Here is a 20,836-nt window from a genome sequence, read left to right as displayed (position 1 = left end):
TTAATTCGCCGTATCCAACACAGGAAAGGATTTCACCAAATCATCCAACGCTTTCATTTGGCTTACAAACCCTTCTAACGCCGTTAATGGCAAGGCAGAAGGGCCGTCACATTTGGCTTGATTTGGATTGGGGTGGGCTTCTAAGAATAAACCCGCAATACCAATGGCTAAGCCTGCACGAGCCAATTCTGTCACCTGCTCTCGGCGACCACCCGAGGCCGCGCCAAATGGATCACGACATTGCAGCGAATGGGTCACATCAAAAATCACAGGGCTGCCGTTGGAGGCTTTTTTCATCACCCCAAAACCGAGCATATCCACCACGAGATTGTCGTAACCAAAATTCGATCCACGGTCGCATAAAATCACTTTATCATTACCACATTCGGCGATTTTTTCCACAATATTGCCCATTTGACCTGGGCTGAGAAATTGTGGTTTTTTCACATTAATCACGGCACCTGTGCGAGCCATGGCTTCCACGAGATCCGTTTGGCGCGCCAAAAAGGCGGGTAATTGAATCACATCCACCACCTCTGCTACAGGTTGACATTGATAAATTTCATGTACATCGGTGATAATTTTTACCCCAAATTGACTTTTTAATTCTTGAAAAATTTTCAAGCCCTCATCCATCCCCGGCCCACGATAAGAATGAATCGAAGAACGGTTGGCTTTGTCAAACGAGGCTTTAAATACATAAGGCACACCTAATTTTTGCGTGACTTCTACATAGCTTTCGCACACTTGCATGGCCATATCACGGCTTTCTAGCACGTTCATGCCGCCAAATAATACAAAGGGTTTATTGTTGGCAACTTCAAGCTCACCAATTTTTACAATTTTGTCTGTCATTATTTTTTCTCTCTAATGTAATAAATCATAAGGTAATTCTTTTTCAATATCAGGCAGTTGTGCCATCAACATATAGGCCGTTGGATCGTGCGGGCATTGCTGAATAAAATAATGAAAATCTTTCACCGCGGCATGATAGGCCCCCATTTGAGCCAACACCAAACCCCGATCGCGGCGTTCATAGGGTTCAATATCTTTATACTGATTGGCGCGAAATTCAAAATCAGACAAACGGCTTTCAATATACTTCAACGCCGCGTCATTATGTTCTTCCCGAATTAAACAGCCTTTCGCCAACTGTGCAAAACGTTCCTTTAATTGCTCGGGTTCTGCTACGGCCAAATCTTCTTGCGACATAGGCACGCCAAAGCCAAATGCCCCTTCGTACTGTTTTTGTAAATCTTGCTGAGTTAAATATTTGCCATCCCAAGGATCGATAAATGCCACATCATCCCCCACATTTGCCCGCAAAATTAGTTGGGTCGGAAACATCACCGGATACAGTGGCAAGTCCAATTTATCTGCCAGATACAACAAAATACAGCCTAGACTGACGGGCATGCCACGGTGCGAACGTAACACATAGCTCAAATACAAATTTTCCGTATGGAAATATTCTTGTGGATCGCAGCCAAATCCCCATTCGCCGTACATCAACTGCAACAGCTTATGGATTTTCACTTTCACATCATCCTCTTCAGGGATCACTTTACGCGCTTTTCGCACCAACCCGCCCATTAGCGAGCGAATGGTGCGTAAATCTTCGCCGTCATCTTCCGTGGTGATTAAATAAAAACTTTCCATGGCTAAATACAAGCCTTGTTTGACTAAATCTATCTTCATGTTAACCTTGCTAACGTCACTCGCTCATGACCGCCATAATCTTTGACAGTTTGTACCGAATGCCATAAATTTTCGCTAAAAAATGATCGCACTTTTTCGCCTTGTTGCCAACCATGTTCTAATAATAACCAACCTTGTGGTTGTAAAAACCGCGGTGCATTTTCAATGATTTTTTGTAAATCTGCATAGCCTTGGTTTTCGGCCACCAATGCTGTCAACGGTTCAAATCGCACATCGCCTTGTTGCAAATGAGGATCCTGCGGATCAATATAGGGCGGATTGCTCACGATAATATCAACGCGTTCGGTGACATTTTCAAACCAACTACTTTGTTGAAATTCCACATTGCCTAGATGATTTTGTCGCGCATTTTGTCGAGCTAATGCCACGGCGCCAAGTACCAAATCTACGCCTAAAATCCGATATTTTGCCCCGCACTTTTGCAATTCATCTGCCAACGCCAACGCAATCGCCCCCGTGCCAGTGCCTAAATCTAAAATGGAAATTTCACCTTGCTGTTGGCTTTTTGCTTTGGCAATCATTAACGCCTGTTCTACCAAAATTTCCGTATCAGGGCGGGGAATTAAGGTATCAGGCGATACATTCAATCTTAACGACCAAAATTCCGTTTCACCGAGAATATACGCCATGGGTTCGCCTTTGGCTCTCCGCTGTAAAAGTGCGGTGAGTTTTTGCTGACTTTCTGCGCTCAACGCGCGATCATCAAATGCCATTAACTGCGATTTGGTTAATCCTGTGACAGATTGCAATAATAAATAGCTGTCGGCTTTGGCGTTTAAATAGGGATCGTTGATAAGATTTTCAGCTAAAAATTGCTGAGCGTAGGCGATCCCTTTAGCAATATTCATCATTAGGTACGCTAATGACAATCGTAGAAAACATCAAATCGGTGACAGAGCGACGATCTTTGCGAATAAACGCACAAATCGCATCAAACAAACCTAATGCCACGAGTTGCCCCCCAATTCCCTCGACCACTTCTCGAGCAATGTATCGTCCCAAACTAATCGGCTCAAATGTGGTATAAGACACCACTTTCAAGCCTAACCATTTTTTACCTAAGGTTTGTTGATAAGTTTTCATTGCCCAAATTTGCAGCCCGGAATAAACCACGATGGCTAAAAGCGGAATCACCGTAATATCATCCCCGACAAAACCGGCAATAAATCCGCCAACAAGTAGGAATGCAATAAAAATCAAAAAATTAATTATTGAAGCCAACCAACGCCAACCACGTCCCGCATAAATAACAGGCATGACTTCGTCCGTTTTTATTACCGGTGCAACCGTATTTGGATTTTCAACTAACATCTGTTTCCCCTTAATTTTGTTCCGACAATGCCGCTAATTGATCCGCTTGGTATTCCGTGATAATCGGTTGAATCAGTTCATCAATTTTGCCGTTCATCACTTCATCAAGGCGATACACGGTTAAATTAATACGGTGATCGGTCACACGACCTTGTGGGTAGTTATAAGTACGGATCTTATCTGAACGGTCACCCGAACCTAATAGATTACGGCGAGTGTCCGCCTGTTCGGCGGCTTGGCGTTCTTGCTCCACTTGCACAATACGAGAGGCCAATACCGACATGGCTTTGGCTTTGTTTTTATGTTGTGAACGCTCGTCTTGACATTCCACCACAATGCCCGTTGGAATATGGGTAATGCGCACCGCCGAATCCGTGGTGTTCACGTGCTGACCACCTGCCCCTGATGAACGGTAAGTATCAATGCGAAGATCCGCTGGGTTGATTTCAGGCAATTCGCTTTCAGGCAATTCAGGCATGACTGCCACCGTACAAGCCGAGGTATGAATCCGCCCTTGGCTTTCAGTCTTTGGCACACGTTGCACACGGTGACCACCTGATTCAAATTTGAGCTGCCCATAGACATTTTCGCCCGAAATTTTCACGATAATTTCTTTATAACCTCCCTGCTCGCTTTCATTGGCACTCAGGGTTTCTATCCGCCAGCGTTTGCTTTCCGCATAACGGCTGTACATACGGAATAAGTCGCCGGCAAAAATCCCCGCCTCATCACCGCCCGTTCCTGCACGGATTTCTAAATAGGCGTTGTATTCATCATTGGGATCTTTCGGCAACAGCAAGATTTGCAACTGTTGCTCGACGCTATCCACTTCTTCCCGACATTCTTCAATTTCCATTTCGGCCATTTCTTTCATATCAGGATCATCTAATAAAAGTTCCGCCTCTTGCATATTCGCATGCAGTTGTTTCCAACGTCCAAAGGCTTTCACCACATCTTCTAATTGGGCGTATTCTTTGGAATAGGCACGGAATTTGTCTTGATCATTGATCACGGACGCATCACCTAATAAGGCCTCAAGTTCTTCATGGCGTTCTTGTAGGCTGTCTAATTTGCTGATAATACTGGGTTTCATATTGACCTTTTAAATCGATTAAAATCAAAATTTTTTCAAAAATTTTTGTAGGGGGGTATTGCATACGCCCTTGGCATTAACGGAGCGTAATTTGGGCGTATGCAATACCCCCCTACAATTTTCGTTATTCATTAAAATTCGTCGTATTCTAGCATAAAACGGCGGTAAAAATTAATGACATATTGATTTTTTTATTGTTCTCACCGCCCAAAACAAGGATAATACACAAGATTTTAACGATTTTTACTGATAACAATACCTTAGCTATTTATGGAATATATTTTACTGATTATTTCCACCGCACTGATTAACAATTTTGTGTTGGTGAAATTTCTTGGCTTGTGTCCGTTTATGGGGGTGTCCAAAAAAGTGGATACCGCTGTGGGAATGGGCTTGGCAACCATGTTTGTGTTAACTGTTGCCTCGCTTGCGGCGTATTTGGTAGATACCTATATTTTAGCCCCGTTTAACGCACAATTTTTGCGTACGTTGGTGTTTATTTTGGTGATTGCGGTGGTGGTGCAATTTACCGAAATGGTGATTAACAAAACCAGCCCGACACTCTACCGTTTACTCGGGATTTTCTTGCCTTTAATCACCACCAACTGTGCGGTGTTAGGCGTGGCGTTATTGAACATTAATCTTGCCCATAATTTAACCCAATCCGTGGTGTATGGTTTTTCCGCCTCACTGGGGTTTTCCTTGGTGTTGGTGCTATTTTCGGCTTTGCGTGAACGCCTTGCTGCAGCAGATGTGCCGGTGCCGTTTCGTGGTGCATCCATTGCCTTAATCACCGCAGGGCTGATGTCCCTTGCCTTTATGGGCTTTGCAGGCTTAGTGAGATCCTAGATGACGACCCTTTCTTGCGTATTGATTACCATCACTGTCCTCGCCTTGATTTTCGGCGTGGTGCTGGGTTTCGCCTCGATAAAATTAAAGGTAGACGCCGATCCCATTGTGGAAAAAATTGATGCGATTTTGCCTCAAACCCAATGCGCGCAATGCGGTTACCCTGGTTGTAAACCCTATGCCGAGGCCATTGCCAACGGTGATGTGATCACAAAATGCGTACCAGGTGGGCAGCAAACCGTGGTCAAAATCGCCGAACTGATGGGCGTTGATGTTCCAACGCTGGACGGCATGGAAGAACCCGAAGTCAAGGTGGCGTTTATTCATGAAGATATGTGTATTGGTTGCACAAAATGTATTCAGGCTTGCCCTGTAGATGCCATTATCGGCACCAACAAAGCCATGCACACGATTATTGCGGATCTTTGTACGGGTTGCGAACTTTGCGTGGCACCTTGCCCAACGGATTGTATTACCATGGAAAAAATAGAAAAACAGGTCGAAAATTGGAACTGGAAACTCGATCCAAAAATGGTGATCCCGATTAAATATGAAAATAAACTGGTGGTGGGCGAATAATGACCGATATTTTAACTCGCTACCAATCAGGCAAATTATGGGATTTCTACGGCGGTATTCACCCACCTGAAATGAAATCGCAATCCAATTCTACGCCGATTTTCACCGCACTTTTGGCGGAAAAATACTATGTGCCAATTAAACAACATCTTGGCTCGGCGGGGAATTTGCTTGTCAACGTCGGCGATCAGGTTCTCAAAGGACAACCGCTCACCCAAGGCGACGGCTTGCGTTGCTTGCCTGTGCATGCGCCGACTTCTGGCATTGTCACGGACATTGCCCCTTATATTGCCGCCCACCCATCGGGGTTAAGCGAAATGGCGGTGCATATTCAGGCTGATGGGAAAGATCAGTGGCGTGAGCAACAACCCATTGAAGATTTTCTCAGCCAAACACCCGATCAACTTATTCAAAAGATTTACCAAGCTGGCGTAGCAGGCTTAGGCGGTGCGGTATTCCCAACGGCGGCAAAAGTCAGCTCTGCCGCTAATTTGGTGAAATTATTGATTATTAACGGGGCGGAATGTGAGCCTTACATCACCTGTGATGACCGTTTAATGCGGGATTATGCGGATGAAATCATTGAGGGCGTGCGGATTTTACGCTACATTCTTCGCCCTGAAAAAGTGGTGATTGCGGTAGAAGATAACAAGCCCGAGGCGGTCGCTGCCCTTGAATTTGCCTTGCACGGGGCAGATGATGTGGACATTCGGGTAATCCCGACCAAATACCCCTCTGGCGATTCCAGTCAATTAGTGAAAATCCTCACAGGCTTAGAAGTGCCAACTGGCAAACGTTCTTCTAGCATTGGCGTGCATATGCAAAACGTGGGAACGGCATTTGCCATTAAGCGTGCGGTGATGAATGATGAACCATTAATTGAACGTGTGGTCACGCTCACGGGCGATAAAATCCCCAATAAAGGCAATGTCTGGGTACGTTTGGGTACGCCAATTTCCGCTGTATTAGCCCAAGCGGGTTATCAGGCGGATGAACGCTTGCCGGTGTATTTAGGCGGGCCAATGATGGGCTTAGCGTTGCCGAATTTAGACGCCCCCGTCACTAAATTAGCCAACTGCTTGCTCGCCCCCGATCATTTTGAATATGCGCCACCGCCCGCAGAACAAGCCTGTATTCGCTGTTCAGCTTGCTCGGACGCTTGCCCTGTGCAACTCATGCCACAACAATTATATTGGTTTGCCCGTGCGGAAGATCACGAAAAATCGCAACAATATCAATTAATGGATTGTATCGAATGCGGGATCTGTGCCTACGTTTGCCCGAGCCATATTCCGTTGGTGCAATATTTCCGTCAGGAAAAATCCGCTATTTGGGAACAGGAAGAAAAAGCCAAAAAAGCCGAAGACGCCAAACTCCGCTTCGAGGCCCGTCAAGCTCGCTTAGAAAAAGAAGAACAAGCCCGCAAAGCTCGCACCCAAAAAGCCGCTGAAAATCGCCGTCAAGAAGTGGCAAACAGTGACGGTGTTGATCCTGTGGCAGCGGCTCTCGCTCGCCTCAAAGCGAAAAAAGCCGATACGTCAGCGGAAACAGAAATCAAAACTATCGTAGATGAAAACAAAGGTGAAGTGTTGCCAGATAACAGCGATATTATGGCCGCCCGCAAAGCTCGCCGTTTAGCTCGGCAACAGGAACAAGCCGAACAAACAACTGAAAGTGCGGTGCAAAATAACGAAATTTCAGAAAAAAACACCGCACTTGATCCGAAAAAAGCAGCGGTGGCAGCCGCCTTGGCTCGAGCAAAAGCCAAGAAAGCCGCCCAACAAAATCAAGCTGTTGAGCCTGTCGCTGAAAAACCAGCAGAAACTGAAACCAGCGCTGAAGTGGATCCAAAAAAAGCAGCGGTGGCAGCGGCTATTGCTCGGGCTAAGGCGAAAAAAGCTACGCAACAAAATCAAGCTGTTGATCCAATCGTTGAAAAGCCAATAGAAACTGAAACCAACGCTGAAGTGGATCCGAAGAAAGCGGCGGTGGCGGCAGCGATTGCTCGGGCTAAGGCGAAAAAAGCTGCGCAACAAAATCAAGCTGTTGAGCCAGTTGTTGAAAAACCACTAGAAACCGAAACCAACGCTGAAGTGGATCCGAAGAAAGCGGCGGTGGCGGCAGCGATTGCAAGAGCAAAAGCCAAAAAACAAACTCAACAAAATCAAGCTGTTGAGCCAATCGCTGAAAAACCACTAGAAACCGAAACCAACGCAAAAGTGGATCCGAAAAAAGCGGCGGTGGCGGCAGCGATTGCAAGAGCGAAAGCAAAAAAAGCCGCTCAACAGGCTAAAAATAATCCCAACAACGCAGAGTAATGAGAAAATTTACCCCCTGTTTTACCCCATAAAAATCTCAATTTTGTGATCTCTATTCCAAAATTGAGATTTCTTGTTAGGTAAAATGCGCGTTCTAATTTACCGTCAATCTCACCTTGCCATTACAAGAGAGATAACGGATAATTATGCGATTATTTAAAACCAAAGCCTTTGCGGAATTTGCGAATAAAAAAGGCATTGACGACAGTTTACTGATTGATGCCGTTGAGCGAGCCGAAAAAGGCTTAATTGATGCGGATTTAGGCGGAAACGTCATCAAACAACGTATCGCCAAACAGGGACAAGGACGATCTTCGGGTTATCGTTCGTTGATTTTCTATAAAATTCACCAAAATTGCTTTTTTGTGTCTATTTTTGAGAAAAGTGATAAAGAGAATATTTCCAGAGAAGATCTTCTTGATCTAAAAAAACTGGCTAAAATGTATTTTAATTATTCAAATGCAACCATTGAAAGTTACCTTAAACAGGGGAAATTAATAGAAATCTTTCTTAAGGAGATTAACAATGAAATATCGTAGTATTATCGCACAGCAAATCCACGAACACGTGGTGGATTTATATGAAATTGGTGCCGTTGATGAAAAAACGATGAAAGAATTTGACAAAAGTTGCCTTGTCCCCGTTCACTCGCTTTCTAGCAACGAAATTTGCGAGATTCGTTCTAAAGAAGGCATTTCACAACGCACTTTCGCTCATCATTTAAATGTAAGTAAAAGTCTGGTTTCGGCGTGGGAACGTGGGGTGAAAAAACCTACGGGGGCAGCATTGAAATTGTTGAATATTGTACAGAAAAAAGGCATTGATGCCATTGCCTAAGACTGACGAAAACGCCTACCCACAAGGAAAAGAAAAGGAATAATATGTTTAGAATTGCCAGTTCCCCCCATACCCATTCAGGAAAACTCACCGCTCGCATTATGCTGTGGGTGATGTTTGCCATGCTACCAGCATTGGGTGTACAGATGTATTTCTTTGGTTTTGGGGTGTTAATTCAAGTGGCGTTGGCGGTGAGTTTTGCCTTGCTATTGGAATATGGCGTCACCTATTTACGTAAAAAAACAGCTTTATTTTATATCGCCGATTTTAGTGTCACATTAACCGCCCTTATTTTAGCCATGGCGATTCCGCCTTATGCGCCTTATTGGGTGATTTTAATCGGCACATTTTGTGCAGTAATTTTAGGTAAGCACGTTTACGGTGGATTAGGACAAAACCTCTTTAACCCTGCCATGGTGGGCTATGTGGTGTTGTTGATCTCTTTTCCGGTGCAAATGACAGCTTGGTTACCGCCACTTTCCTTGCTTAACGAACCGCCGACCTTGGCGGACAGTTGCCGTTTGATTTTTTCAGGTATGACCACAGATGGCTTTAGTCTACATCAATTAGTCGCAAGTATTGACGGAATCACCTCTGCTACGCCGTTAGACACGGTAAAAACAGCAATGAAAAGTGCGGTATTTTCTCTGCAAGATTTAAGCCAATCGCCGATTTTCAGCGATATTCTGCCATTCAGTTCTGGCTTGAACGGTATCGGTTGGACGCAAGTCAATTTGGCATTTTTACTGGGTGGGCTATTTTTAATTTGGAAAAAAATCATTCATTGGCAAATTCCTGTGGCCTTTTTAACCGCACTTTTTGCCTTAGCTTGCCTGAATTTTGTGCTTTCACCTCATGCCACCAGTCCTATTTGGCAATTATTTACCGGAGCAACCATGTTCGGGGCGTTTTTTATCGCCACCGATCCCGTCAGTGCCTCCATTACGCCAACAGGAAAATTGATTTTTGGGGCATTAGCAGGCCTGTTAGTGGGATTAATTCGTTTCTACGGCAACTACCCTGACGGCGTGGCATTTGCGATTTTACTGGCGAATATCTGCGTACCGTTAATTGACCATTACAGCCGTCCGAGAGTGGCGGGTCATCAAATTGGGCAAGGGAGAAAATCATAAATATGGGGAAAATTATCAGCAAATATGGGCTGTTACTTGGTTTTGTCGCCCTACTCTGTTCCGCCATTTCGGGGGGCGTGTATTTACTCACCAAAGATAAAATTGATGCGGTGATTGCCAAGCAACAGCATGACTTGTTATTGCAAGTGATTCCGCAAGCCTATTTTGATAATGACGTTATGCAAAATTGCCAACCATCCAATAGCCAAGAAATTGATAAAATTTGCACCGCACTTTTAAACGGAAAACTTTCCGCTTATGCCATTGAGGCCACGGCACCAGATGGTTATTCGGGCAATATTCGATTATTAGTGGGTCTCACTCCTGATGGCGAAATTTTAGGCGTGCGAGTATTAGAACACCACGAAACCCCAGGGCTAGGGGATAAAATTGAAACCCGTATTTCCGATTGGATATTGAGTTTCAGCCATAAAAAAATCAGCCAAGAAAATCTTGCCGATTGGTCGGTGAAAAAAGATGGTGGGCAATTTGATCAGTTTACTGGAGCCACGATTACACCAAGAGCTGTGGTGAACCAAGTGAAACGCAGTGCGTTGGCGGTGTTGGGGAATTGATGACCCTCACCCTAGCCCTCTCCCAAAGGGAGAGGGAACGTAAAATGGATAATTAACATTTATCAATCCTAAAAAATAGCTCTTCTTTTCGGGTGAGATAATTTTCAAAAAGAATTTAATTCCCTCAAAACCATCCCCTCTCCCTTTGGGAAAGGGCTAGGGTGAGGGTAAAGAGAATATTATGACAGAAAAAACCGAAAGCCTTTGGCGAAACCTGTTTCTGCAAGGCTTATGGCGAAACAACCCCGCCACCGTGCAACTGCTCGGCCTGTGTCCATTGTTGGCAGTATCAAACTCAGCGACCAATGCACTGGGTTTAGGGCTTGCCACGATGATCGTGTTAATTTGCAGCAACACCATGGTGTCGTTGTTTCGCAAACAAATTCCCCATGAAATTCGTATTCCGATTTATGTGATGATTATCGCCACCACCGTGACTGTGGTGCAACTGCTGATGAACGCTTACACATACAGTCTTTATCAAGCCTTGGGGATTTTTATTCCATTGATTGTCACCAACTGTATCGTGATCGGGCGAGCCGAGGCCTTTGCGAGCAAAAATGCCCTATTACATTCCGCTTTTGATGGTTTTGCCATGGGATTAGGCATGACCTTAAGCCTGTTTTTACTCGGCGCATTACGTGAAATTTTCGGTAACGGCACCTTATTTGACGGTATCCATTTATTGCTCGGTGATTGGGCGAAAGTGTTACGCATTGAGCTTTTTCACCATGACAGCAATCTGTTACTCGCCATTTTGCCACCTGGGGCATTTATTGGTTTAGGCTTGATTTTGGCGTTTAAGAATAAGATTGAACAGAAAAAATGAACCAACAAAAACGTATTGAAATTTTAACCCGATTGCGTGATAACAATCCGCACCCAACGACTGAGCTGAATTTTAGTTCGCCGTTTGAGCTACTTATTGCAGTGATTTTATCCGCTCAAGCCACTGATAAAGGGGTAAACAAAGCCACCGATAAATTATTTCCCGTTGCCAATACACCCGAAAAAATCTATGCCTTGGGCGTAGATGGCTTAAAAGAATACATCAAAACCATTGGACTATTTAACAGCAAAGCCGAAAATATCATCAAAACCTGCAAAGACTTAATCGACAAACACGACTCGCAAGTCCCCGAAAATCGTGAATCCTTAGAGGCTTTGGCTGGTGTAGGGCGAAAAACCGCCAACGTGGTACTTAACACTGCTTTCGGACATCCCTCCATTGCGGTAGATACCCATATTTTCCGTGTTGCCAATCGTACGGGCTTTGCACCGGGTAAAGATGTGGTGAAAGTAGAAGAAAAATTGCTTAAAGTCGTGCCAGCGGAATTTAAAGTTGACGTACATCATTGGCTGATTTTGCACGGTCGTTATACTTGTATTGCCAGAAAACCCCGTTGCGGATCGTGCTTGATTGAAGATTTATGTGAGTTTAAGGAAAAGACGGAAGTTTAACTCACCGCCCAAATAATCCTGCGCCCCCACTGCTCTGTAAAGTAGTGGCATAAATCAAACTCACGGCAAACCCCATTAATAGCAAACCGAAAGCCAGTTTTAGCCAGTATGAAAATTGGCTTTTAGCGGTGGGTGATAAATACCATTTTCCTACCCGAACAGCGGTTTTTCGGGCGTATTGCACCATTAAAGCAAAGCTAGATAACGTCATTCCTGTTCCCACCGCCATGGCCATTGTCGCCACCACGCCCCACAGGTAAAGATCGAGCATATAGGACAAAAATAAAATAAAAATCGCCCCTGTACAAGGTCGCATGCCAATGCTTAAAATAATCAACCATTGTGATTTTAAACTATTGGCTTGACTAAGTTGATCTTCAGCAGGCAAATGTTGATGCCCACAACCGCAATTTTCATCATGAATATGAGAGAAAAAAACTGGCGGATTTTGCACCGCACTTTTTAAAATCTGATTATCGGCGGCTGGTTTAATTTGCAGAATTTTTGGCTTGCGTTGAATTTGCCAAATTTTTTTGCCACTTTGAATTATCCATTGCGAACCCAGTAAGAAAATCAAAGCATAAGCGCCTCGTTCAAGCCAAAGTTGACTGGCTTTAAAATAAGACGAAGATAAATTTAACAGCACCACCACAATACTGGTCGCCACAATCGCCACCACGCCTTGCATTAAGGATGAAAAAAACGCTAACCGCATGCTAGCGAGAATTTTAGATTCATGTAGCGACAAATAACTGGTCATAATAAATTTGCCATGACCCGGCCCTAGCGCATGAAACACGCCATAACCAAAGCTAATCAAAATTAAACTGGTGCCAGCATAAATTGGGGCTTGTTTAATTTGATGTAGATTGTCTGATAACAGTTGATTAAATTCCCGTTGCCATAGCACGACTTGCTTAAATAAATAGGGAAATAGCAACGTGATGCCTGCGATTAACAGACATAATAACAACAGGGTTTGGCATTTTTTGACCGTTATTGACATTGCAAAATCACTTTTTGAGCAAATTCTTTACCTAGCGAAAAATCCGCCTCTCGTTGGGTTTTATCTAAGGATTTGGCATATTGTTTGGTTTTTTCATCCACAGTTTGATCCACCATATCACCATGGCAATTTGACGGAAGTTGGCTAAAATCCACCACACTTTTATTGTCATAGAACATAGACACATAATAGGTCGGATCGTAAATCATCAAGATAAACTCACTGTCTTTTAGGGACTGCGGTTGGGATAAAAAGAAATCAAATTGATATAAAATTTGGTTCCCTACCGCTTGAATATCGTAATGTTTCGGATGGGAGGTATATTTTACTCGATTACCTTGTTTATCATAAAGATAGCTAAAATAATGTTCCGATACCGTATTTTTAATCATATCATCCACAATGGCTTGTTTAACACTTGGATCGTTGTGTGCCACTTGCAAATCGTACAAAAGTTCAGCTGAACTGGCCTCGTCTAGCAACCATTTCACCGAAAAACCGATTAATGCGTCTTTTTCTACCAATGGCGTGGTTCTCATGCCAATAAACGCATGCGGATGTGCATACACTTGTTGATTAAAAGCCCAAAGTGCGGTGAAAAATAACAGGATTTTTTTCATTTACATTCTCGTGGTTAAATAACGTTCTACGGTGTCCACAATGGCTTGTGTTTGCGGATCGATTTCAATATTTACTCGATCTCCTACCGTTTTTTTGCCAATAATCGTGCGTTCAAGGGTTTCAGGGATCAGATTGACACAAAATTGCTTGCCATTCACTTCGCCAATAGTCAAACTAATCCCATCCACCGCAATAAAGCCTTTGGTTAAAATATATTTCATCACCGTTTCATCTGGCAATTCAAACCAAATTTGGTGATTATTTTCGCTCACTTTATGGGCGGAAATTTGGGCGGTGCAATACACATGGCCAGACAAAATATGCCCGCCAACTTCTGCCCCGAATTTCATGGCTCGTTCAATATTGACCCATTCGCCGACCTTTAGTTCCCCTAAATTGGTAATGCGTAGGGTTTCAGTCATTAAATCAAAGCTGACCAGATCATTGTCCACCTTGGTGACGGTTAAGCATACGCCATTATGCGCTACCGAGGCGCCGAGTTGTAAGTCGGTCAGTAATTCCTGTGGCATTTTTATCTGATGTGTTCTAAAATTAGTTTTTTCAATGATAGAATGAAGTTGTGCCATACCTTGCACGATACCTGTAAACATATAAACTCACTTAGCGAATTAAAAATTTTCTCTATTATAAAGCAAACTCGGATTCTGTATGCAAAAAATTCACCATTGGCCACAATATCATGCGCAAGCAAAAAAATTAATTCAAATTGCCATGCCGATTTTGCTCGCTCAAATCGCCCAAAATTCCATGGGATTAGTGGACACCATTATGGCAGGACGAGTCAGTGCGGCAGATATGGCGGCCATTTCCGTGGGGGCATCCATCTGGTTTCCCTTGGTATTATTTGGGCATGGTTTATTACTCGCCCTTCCGCCGACCATTTCCTATTTAAACGGTTCCAATCAACGTTCTCGCATTGCCCATCAAGTACGTCAAGGCTTATGGATTATTCTGCTGGTTTGCTTGCCATTGGGCGGGCTGATTTATCACAGTGATCTGATTATTCATGCCATGCAGATGGAAGAACGTTTGGCAACGATTACTGTCGGTTATTTACATGCCATGTTGTTTGGCTTGCCGGCGTATTTATTGCTGATTAATTTCCGTTGCCTCAATGATGGCGTGGCGAAAACTAAACCCGCCATGGTGATTACCTTTATTGGCTTATTACTGAATATTCCGCTTAATTATGTGTTTATTTACGGCAAATTCGGTGTACCCGCATTCGGGGCGGTCGGTTGTGGTATTGCCACCGCCATGGTGAACTGGGCAATGTGTTTCATGATGATTGCATACAGCCGCCGTTCTCACCATTTGCGTGATATTCGCCTTTTCGATCAGATGATTGAAAAACCTGATTGGACGACGCTCAAAAAACTACTCAAACTCGGTTTTCCCATTGCGGTCGCCCTTTGGGCCGAAGTGGCCTTGTTTGCGTTGACGTCCTTATTTTTATCACCACTAGGCACCGCCATGGTGGCCAGTCATCAAATCGCCTTAAACACCAGTTCTTTTGTGTTTATGTTCCCCATGTCCTTAGGCATGGCGACCACGATTTTGGTGGGGCAACGCTTAGGCGAACAATCTCCGTCAGAGGCGAAAAAAGTATCTTATATTGCCTTTGCTGTCGGGCTGAATATCACTATTATCACCGCTTTTGTCACCCTATTCTGGCGAGAACAAATTGCGCAATTATTTGTGACAGACAGTAGCGTGATTGCCTTAGCCAGTTCCCTGTTAATTATCGCTGCCCTCTATCAATTTTCCGACACCTTGCAAGTTGTCGCCGGTGGCGTGTTACGAGGTTATAAAGACACCAAAGCCATTTTGTATATCACAATTTTTTGCTATTGGGTGTTAGGCATGCCGATTGGTTATGGACTGGCTATGACTGATATTATCGTGCCGCATTTGGGGGCATTAGGCTTTTGGATTGGGTTTGTGGTGGCATTGACTGCGGCGGCGATTCTGTTGTTATATCGGATGTGGAAAATACAACGCCAATCAGATGAACAGTTGTTAACAAAATTAGAACAGATTAAATAGAAAAGTGCGGTAAAAAAAGGTGGAAACCTTTCCAGCTCCTCTCGGCACACAGAAATTCTGACTTTGGCTGCTTTCTTCCGAACCTGACCGAGTAAACCAGACACTATTGCGAAAGACCGAAAAGGTTTCCATAGGATAAGCATAAAATGCTTAGGGCGTGGATTATGCTATAAACTGCAATGAATTGCAACTATTTAAATTTAGCAGAACCATTAGCGCACTTTTATCCATTCTTTTTTATTAAAATGAGAATAAATCTTATTAGGCTATTGCAATAAATTATCGTTTACTTTATAATCGCCCAACTTTTTTTAAGCGGTCTACTTTTTAGACTATTTTTTATGAACTTTATGTAAGGATAACCTAATGCGTTCCACATTTAAATTTAGCGTTGTTTACACCGCACTTTTTGCCGGTGTTTCTTTTGGTGCCTTTGCTGAAACAGTTCAGCAAGAAAATGAGCAACTTGATGAAATTCAGGTTACTTCTGGTGAACTAAAACAAATTGGCTATCACGCCATTGGTACAACAGCCGTATCAAAAGTAGACGTCCCACTAATTGACACACCAACCACAGTGAGCATTGTCACTTCTCAATTAATTCAAGATCGTAAAGTAGATAATCTTCAAGATGCACTTGCAAGTGTAAGCGGAGTGAGCCAAGCAAACACCTTAGGTGGCGTATTTGATGCTGTACAAAAACGTGGTTTTGGTTCAAACCGTGATAACTCCATTATGCGTAATGGCATTGAATCTGGTCCTAGCCAAAACTTCGGTGCAACCACAGAAACAGTAGAAGTATTAAAAGGTCCAGCATCTGTATTATATGGTATCCAAGATCCCGGTGGCATCATTAATGTTGTTACCAAAAAACCACAACAAGAACAGAAAACGGTTATCGGTGGTACTGTCGGTAACAATAATATGTGGGGAACGCAATTTGATAGTACTGGTGGCTTAGGTAATGGTTTTGCTTATCGCTTTATTTATGATAAACAAGATAAAGATTACTGGCGTAATTTTGGTAAAATTGAACGTACGACCTATGCCCCATCACTATCTTATGAAAGTGAGAATACAAAACTTTTACTTGCTTATGAACATTTAGATTATATAGAGCCATTTGATCGTGGTACCGTATTATTAACAGCTACGGGAGAGTTACCTAATATTCCTGTCGAAACACGTTTAGATGAGCCAAACAACGAAACTATCGGTAAAGTAGATCGTATTCAAGTGAAATTAGAGCAAAAACTGAATGACACTTGGAAATTGAATGCTAACTATGGTTACACTCGTTCACTTTATAGCTACAATCAAGCTCGTTTAAACTCAATTAATTTAACCACAGGTAATGCTGTTCGTTTCATTGAGCAACAAAATAACGGCGATCAACGTGTTCATGCTGGATCTTTAAATTTAGTTGGTGAATTTTCTATTGGTGAAATTGCTAACCGCTTTATTGTGGGAGTAGATGCAAGCCGTAACTATCGCCATATTGGACCTATCTATAACGCTAATAATAGCAATGGATTAAGAAGCCCGATTAACATTTATAATCCTGTTTATACTAATCCTACTGCACAACCCGTCAATGTTAATGGCAATGCGTATCAATATAACTATGTAAAAACAGCGGGTGTTTATGTTCAAGATACCGCTTATTTGACGGATAAATTAATTGTAACAGGCGGTATTCGTTATGAATATTACGATCAATTCTCAGGTCGTCATGGTTTAGGCGGTTCAAAGACAGGTAACACAGACCAACACGGTGGTGATTTCCTATATCAATTAGGTACTGTGTATAAATTTACCCCAAATTGGGCGGCTTATGCGAACTATGCAGAATCTTTCCGCCCACAATATGCGATTGCACAACTCGTTGAATCCAGCTTATCACCTGAACAAGGTAAGTCCTTTGAAATCGGTGCAAAATATGAAGGTAGCCGTATCAGTGCCGCCCTTGCCTTATTCAACATTGATAAGGAAAATGTGGCTGAGAGTGCTACTTGTACTGATGGTTCAGGTAATAGCTGTTTATACATCGTGGGTAAACAACGCTCCCGTGGTGTAGAATTAGATGTAAATGGTTATATCACAGATAAATTAAGCCTAGCATTAACCTATGGTTATACTAATGTAAAATCAACTAAAAATGATACCTATCCAATCTATGAGAATAAACAACTTTCAGGTGTACCAAAACATCAAGGATCTTTATTCTTAAAATATGATGTCGGTTCTTGGTCGTTTGGCAATGTGCGTTTAGGTGGTGGAGCAAGATACTTGGGTTCTTGGTATGCTTATAACAGTACTTATACTGCGCAATATAAAATCCCACATGCTGTAATTTATGACGCATTTGTCGCTTATGATACACAAATTTCAGGTAAAAAATTAACTCTGCAATTTAATGCGAAAAACTTATCAGATAAAACCTATTTCCCATCAACGGCAGGGAATGCTAGTGGTACTCTAATTCCAGTAGCTTTAGGTTACGGTCGTGAATACCTATTAAATGCCAAAATTGAATTCTAATTGAAACTTTGACTTATTCACAAGGGGCGGTTAAACTGCCCCTTTTGTTGTATGGCAAATAACATTGTCTTGTTTTTAAATAAATGTCAAATTGACAGTAATACAAAGTAATATATAATACATAGTATGCCACCAAGAGAGTATAAATGTACACAATCGTTGAAACTGAAATATTTAAATCCAAAGTAGATCGTATTTGGACACCTGATGAGCGATTGGCATTTTTGAGTTTTTTATCAAATAATCCGCTTGCAGGTGACGTGATCCCCAAATCGGCGGGATTAAGAAAAGTGCGTTGGCAAGCAAATGGACAGGGAAAACGTGGCGGTGCAAGAGTGATTTACTTTAATCTGCTTGAGGATGGTCTGATTGTTGCTCTTGATATTTATACCAAAAATGAAAAAGAAAATTTATCTCAACAAGAAATGAAACACTTGAAAGGAATAAAAAATGAACAATAATATTAGCCAAACATTACAACAAAAAAGCCAAAATTGGCATATTGAAACAATGGTGAACGCTGTCATTGCTGATGATCCCGAGATGGAACAGTTGCGTGAGAGCTTAACACAGGCTTTATCCGAAGTAAAACGAGGGAAATATGCTCGTCAGACAGAAATCGCCACCTCTCCCATTGTGGAAACTCGCACCAAAGTCGGGCTATCCCAACATAAATTTGCTGAAAAATTGGGAATTTCGGTCAATACATTACGTTCGTGGGAACAAGGGCTACGCCGTCCGAGTGGTGCGGCAGCCACGTTGTTATCGTTGTTAAACAAACGTCCTGAACTCCTATTAGAATTACATTAATCACACACTTTATGAACTGGCAAACAGAATTAAATAACAGTTTTACTTGGCTACTTTCTGCCCTCTGTTGGCTCAGTTTAGGGCTATTTTGTACCGCACTTTTATTGCGAAAAACGCCTTTTGGGCAAAAATTTTGGCTAATTACCCAGCCTTGTGTCAAAAATAGCCATCCGCTTAAAACCCTTGGTTTGATACTGTTATTGTTGGTTTTTATTCTATTAGAAGTCCGAATTAGTGTTCTTAATTCTTTCTTTTACAATGGATTATACAGTTCATTGCAAGACAAAAAAGCTGAGGCTTTTTGGTTCTTTGCGTTACTGAATGCCATGCTGGTCGGCTTTAAAATTATCCATTCCATTTTAAATTATTTGGTGCGTCAGGTGTTTGAAATTCGTTGGTTAGAAAAAATGAACGAACAAATGCTCAATCGCTGGCTACAAAATAAAAATTACTATCGAATTAAATACGAAAAAGACTTGCCCGATAATATCGATCAACGTATTGAACAAGATGCCAAAGAATTTATTACTGGCACCGTTGATTTACTGGATGGCGTTATCGGTTCGCTGGTATCGATCATTGAATTTACCCTGATTTTGTGGGGTTTATCGGGTCTATTGCCCCTGTTTGGTTTCGACATTCCTAAAGGTGCGGTGTTTTTTATCTACATTTTTATTATCATGGCGACCGCCCTTTCCGTGTGGATTGGTTATCCGTTAATTAAACTCAATTATGCCAAAGAAAAATATGCTGGGGACTATCGTTATTCGCTTATTCGAGTACGAGATAATGCGGAGAGTATTGCCTTTTATGACGGCGAAAAACAAGAACAAGCCCACTTAAAAACAAAATTTAATACAATTATTGAAAACCGTTGGGCAATCGTTCGCCGTATGTTGGGGTTAGACGGCTTTAATACTGGCGTCACCCAATTTGCCATGATTTTGCCCTTAATGTTGCAATCTCCCCGATTTTTTGCCGGACTTGCCACCTTGGGCGACATGCACCAAACCGTGCAAGCCTTTAACCGGTTAATGCGTGCCTTATCATTTTTTCGTTTATTTTATGAACAATTCACCTTATATCAAGCACGTTTAAACCGTTTATATGGTTTTATGTTTACCTTGGATGAACTAGATAATGAGCAAATTGTTCAACCAACGGAATGTGGCTTGGGCATTCGTTTACAAGATTTTGGCTTAAAAGATCAACAGGGCGAAATCTTGTTACAACAGGTCAATTTAGAACTAAATGCCGGTGATGCGTTATTAATTCAAGGGCCGTCTGGGGCGGGCAAAACCACGTTATTAAAAGCTATTGCCGGAATTTATCCTTTTGAAACCTTTGGTTATTGTGAACGACCATGCAATGCCAATGTGCTATTTTTGCCACAACGCCCTTATATGCCACAAGGTACGTTACGTCAGGCAATTTGTTATCCGAATATTGATCCATACCATGCGGATTTGGAAAGCTATATGGAGAAATGCCGTTTGAGTAATTATATTCACGCTTTGGATCAAGAAAATGACTGGCAAGCTACCCTTTCCCCCGGGGAATTACAACGTGTGGCGTTTATTCGGATTTTCTTAACCAAGCCGAATATTGTATTTTTAGATGAAACGACTTCTGCACTGGATGAACCAACGGAGTATATTCTTTATCGTAAAATTCGGGAAAAATTGCCGAATATGATTGTGTTAAGTATTGGACATCGTGGTACACTACATCAGTTTCATAATAAGGTGTTTGATCTTGGGGTGTGTCGAATTTAATCGGGATTTCGCCCGATGGGCGACTTACTTTTTCTTTGCGTCGCCAAAGAAAAAGTAAGCAAAAAGAAAGGCGACCCCGATTTTGCCTTGTTTCCTGAAAATTCATAAATTTTTTTAACGGAAAATGGCTGAACTCGCTAC

General features: G+C 42.5%; 22 protein-coding genes and 1 other RNA gene. 14 read left to right on the top strand and 9 right to left on the bottom strand.

What is annotated here, in order from left to right; translation table 11 throughout:
- From kdsA to prfA, 5 genes are read right to left on the bottom strand one after another with little or no spacing between them, the layout of a single operon-like run.
- Nucleotides 1–855, bottom strand: a complete 855-nt coding sequence (gene kdsA, locus ACTG7X_RS10330) for a 3-deoxy-8-phosphooctulonate synthase (RefSeq protein ID WP_439258375.1) — start codon at nucleotides 853–855, stop codon at nucleotides 1–3.
- 12 nt (nucleotides 856–867) lie between these two features.
- On the bottom strand, nucleotides 868–1,698 hold the full coding sequence (locus tag ACTG7X_RS10325) for a SirB1 family protein (protein WP_439258374.1): 831 nt from the start codon (nucleotides 1,696–1,698) through the stop codon (nucleotides 868–870).
- Nucleotides 1,695–2,567 (bottom strand): peptide chain release factor N(5)-glutamine methyltransferase, encoded by an 873-nt coding sequence (gene prmC, locus ACTG7X_RS10320; protein ID WP_439258386.1) that lies wholly within the window; start codon nucleotides 2,565–2,567, stop codon nucleotides 1,695–1,697. The genes ACTG7X_RS10325 and prmC overlap by 4 nt, the downstream gene beginning before the upstream one ends.
- Entirely contained in the window at nucleotides 2,554–3,030 is a 477-nt protein-coding gene (locus ACTG7X_RS10315; RefSeq protein WP_439258373.1) for an RDD family protein, read from the bottom strand. Before ACTG7X_RS10315 ends, prmC begins: the two co-directional genes overlap by 14 nt.
- Before the next feature lie 10 nt (nucleotides 3,031–3,040).
- Nucleotides 3,041–4,123 (bottom strand): peptide chain release factor 1, encoded by a 1,083-nt coding sequence (gene prfA, locus ACTG7X_RS10310; protein ID WP_439258372.1) that lies wholly within the window; start codon nucleotides 4,121–4,123, stop codon nucleotides 3,041–3,043.
- A 270-nt stretch (nucleotides 4,124–4,393) separates the two neighbouring features.
- Between prfA and rsxA the strand changes: the two genes are divergently transcribed.
- The 9 genes from rsxA (at nucleotide 4,394) to nth (ending at nucleotide 11,875) form a co-directional block, all read left to right on the top strand.
- A complete protein-coding gene (rsxA, locus tag ACTG7X_RS10305; RefSeq protein ID WP_439258371.1) occupies nucleotides 4,394–4,972 on the top strand; it encodes an electron transport complex subunit RsxA in 579 nt (192 codons plus the stop codon).
- Complete coding sequence (rsxB, locus tag ACTG7X_RS10300; RefSeq protein ID WP_439258370.1) at nucleotides 4,973–5,551, top strand: electron transport complex subunit RsxB; 579 nt, start codon at nucleotides 4,973–4,975, stop codon at nucleotides 5,549–5,551.
- Nucleotides 5,551–7,869, top strand: a complete 2,319-nt coding sequence (gene rsxC, locus ACTG7X_RS10295; protein WP_439258369.1) for an electron transport complex subunit RsxC — start codon at nucleotides 5,551–5,553, stop codon at nucleotides 7,867–7,869. Before rsxB ends, rsxC begins: the two co-directional genes overlap by 1 nt.
- 146 nt (nucleotides 7,870–8,015) lie before the next feature.
- Nucleotides 8,016–8,408, top strand: coding sequence for a type II toxin-antitoxin system RelE/ParE family toxin (locus tag ACTG7X_RS10290; RefSeq protein ID WP_439258368.1), 393 nt, complete (start codon nucleotides 8,016–8,018; stop codon nucleotides 8,406–8,408).
- On the top strand, nucleotides 8,395–8,706 hold the full coding sequence (locus ACTG7X_RS10285) for a helix-turn-helix domain-containing protein (RefSeq protein ID WP_439258367.1): 312 nt from the start codon (nucleotides 8,395–8,397) through the stop codon (nucleotides 8,704–8,706). The genes ACTG7X_RS10290 and ACTG7X_RS10285 overlap by 14 nt, the downstream gene beginning before the upstream one ends.
- Nucleotides 8,707–8,750: 44 nt before the next feature.
- Nucleotides 8,751–9,839 carry an electron transport complex subunit RsxD gene (gene rsxD, locus ACTG7X_RS10280; RefSeq protein ID WP_439258366.1) on the top strand — a complete coding sequence of 363 codons (1,089 nt, stop codon included), beginning with the start codon at nucleotides 8,751–8,753 and terminating at the stop codon, nucleotides 9,837–9,839.
- A 2-nt stretch (nucleotides 9,840–9,841) separates the two neighbouring features.
- Complete coding sequence (gene rsxG / locus ACTG7X_RS10275; protein ID WP_439258365.1) at nucleotides 9,842–10,414, top strand: electron transport complex subunit RsxG; 573 nt, start codon at nucleotides 9,842–9,844, stop codon at nucleotides 10,412–10,414.
- A gap of 181 nt (nucleotides 10,415–10,595) precedes the next feature.
- On the top strand, nucleotides 10,596–11,243 hold the full coding sequence (locus ACTG7X_RS10270) for an electron transport complex subunit E (RefSeq protein WP_439258364.1): 648 nt from the start codon (nucleotides 10,596–10,598) through the stop codon (nucleotides 11,241–11,243).
- On the top strand, nucleotides 11,240–11,875 hold the full coding sequence (nth, locus tag ACTG7X_RS10265) for an endonuclease III (protein WP_439258363.1): 636 nt from the start codon (nucleotides 11,240–11,242) through the stop codon (nucleotides 11,873–11,875). Before ACTG7X_RS10270 ends, nth begins: the two co-directional genes overlap by 4 nt.
- 1 nt (nucleotide 11,876) lies before the next feature.
- Here the strand turns inward: nth and zevB are convergent, their stop codons facing one another.
- The 3 genes from zevB to ACTG7X_RS10250 are packed head-to-tail and all read right to left on the bottom strand — an operon-like array spanning nucleotide 11,877 to nucleotide 14,113.
- Nucleotides 11,877–12,881, bottom strand: coding sequence for a zinc transporter permease subunit ZevB (zevB, locus tag ACTG7X_RS10260; RefSeq protein WP_439258362.1), 1,005 nt, complete (start codon nucleotides 12,879–12,881; stop codon nucleotides 11,877–11,879).
- Nucleotides 12,872–13,501, bottom strand: a complete 630-nt coding sequence (gene zevA / locus ACTG7X_RS10255; RefSeq protein ID WP_439258361.1) for a zinc transporter binding subunit ZevA — start codon at nucleotides 13,499–13,501, stop codon at nucleotides 12,872–12,874. Before zevA ends, zevB begins: the two co-directional genes overlap by 10 nt.
- Entirely contained in the window at nucleotides 13,502–14,113 is a 612-nt protein-coding gene (locus ACTG7X_RS10250) for a riboflavin synthase subunit alpha (protein WP_439258360.1), read from the bottom strand.
- Nucleotides 14,114–14,171: 58 nt separating this feature from the next.
- Between ACTG7X_RS10250 and ACTG7X_RS10245 the strand changes: the two genes are divergently transcribed.
- Entirely contained in the window at nucleotides 14,172–15,569 is a 1,398-nt protein-coding gene (locus tag ACTG7X_RS10245; RefSeq protein WP_439258359.1) for an MATE family efflux transporter, read from the top strand.
- A gap of 25 nt (nucleotides 15,570–15,594) precedes the next feature.
- On the opposite strand, the gene ffs is transcribed toward ACTG7X_RS10245, so the two are convergent.
- Nucleotides 15,595–15,692, bottom strand: an RNA gene (gene ffs, locus ACTG7X_RS10240) — signal recognition particle sRNA small type.
- A 243-nt stretch (nucleotides 15,693–15,935) separates the two neighbouring features.
- Here ffs and ACTG7X_RS10235 point away from each other — a divergent pair.
- The 4 genes from ACTG7X_RS10235 (at nucleotide 15,936) to ACTG7X_RS10220 (ending at nucleotide 20,695) form a co-directional block, all read left to right on the top strand.
- Nucleotides 15,936–18,110: a TonB-dependent siderophore receptor gene (locus ACTG7X_RS10235; RefSeq protein WP_439258358.1), complete on the top strand. Its 2,175-nt coding sequence runs from the start codon at nucleotides 15,936–15,938 to the stop codon at nucleotides 18,108–18,110.
- A 146-nt stretch (nucleotides 18,111–18,256) separates the two neighbouring features.
- Nucleotides 18,257–18,571: a toxin gene (locus ACTG7X_RS10230; RefSeq protein WP_439258357.1), complete on the top strand. Its 315-nt coding sequence runs from the start codon at nucleotides 18,257–18,259 to the stop codon at nucleotides 18,569–18,571.
- Nucleotides 18,561–18,920 (top strand): helix-turn-helix domain-containing protein, encoded by a 360-nt coding sequence (locus tag ACTG7X_RS10225; RefSeq protein WP_439258356.1) that lies wholly within the window; start codon nucleotides 18,561–18,563, stop codon nucleotides 18,918–18,920. Before ACTG7X_RS10230 ends, ACTG7X_RS10225 begins: the two co-directional genes overlap by 11 nt.
- A gap of 11 nt (nucleotides 18,921–18,931) precedes the next feature.
- Complete coding sequence (locus ACTG7X_RS10220; RefSeq protein ID WP_439258355.1) at nucleotides 18,932–20,695, top strand: ABC transporter ATP-binding protein/permease; 1,764 nt, start codon at nucleotides 18,932–18,934, stop codon at nucleotides 20,693–20,695.
- Nucleotides 20,696–20,836: the final 141 nt, after the last annotated feature.

The organism is Lonepinella sp. BR2271 (genome assembly GCF_051851515.1).
Lineage (GTDB): Bacteria > Pseudomonadota > Gammaproteobacteria > Enterobacterales > Pasteurellaceae > Lonepinella.
This window is presented reverse-complemented; position numbering and strand designations above follow the sequence as displayed.